Origin of the sequence: Pseudomonas sp. BMS12 (genome assembly GCF_001592875.1) — a bacterium.
GTDB lineage: Bacteria > Pseudomonadota > Gammaproteobacteria > Pseudomonadales > Pseudomonadaceae > Aquipseudomonas.
Genome location: NZ_LSOF01000042.1, coordinates 1 through 384 on the forward strand (window position 1 = coordinate 1; position 384 = coordinate 384).

Consider the following 384-nt stretch of genomic DNA (forward strand, 5'->3'; position numbering starts at 1 on the left):
TGTAGCTCACCTGCTCGACCTGCGGCGCTACGCGGTCCGCCGTGGCCGACTTCTGTACCGACAGGGCGCTTTCCGAACCCAGTTTGTTCGCGCTGACGACACGGTAGTAGTAAGTACCGTCCGCTGTAGGTTTGTGAGTGAAGCTGGTGGTGGTCAGCAGCTGGCTGTTGGCTCGGCTCGCGCCAGCGGTTTCGCTGAACGGCTGCTCGGACACATACAACTGGTAACCCGCCACGCTGTTCGCCGCCACGGCATTCCAGTTCAGCTGCACCACGCCCTGAGCCTTGGCCACGGCCTGCAGACCCTGCGGGGCATCGGGGAGACTGGTGTCCAGGGTGACCAGCAGCGGCGCGCTGTCATTACCGAAATCACTGCGGTTGGCAT

General features: G+C 63.3%; 1 protein-coding gene. It reads right to left on the bottom strand.

The window, feature by feature from the left end; all coding sequences use genetic code 11:
- Positions 1 to 384 (bottom strand): fibronectin type III domain-containing protein (locus AYB31_RS21770; protein WP_161489400.1); only part of this gene is annotated, 384 nt, incomplete at both ends.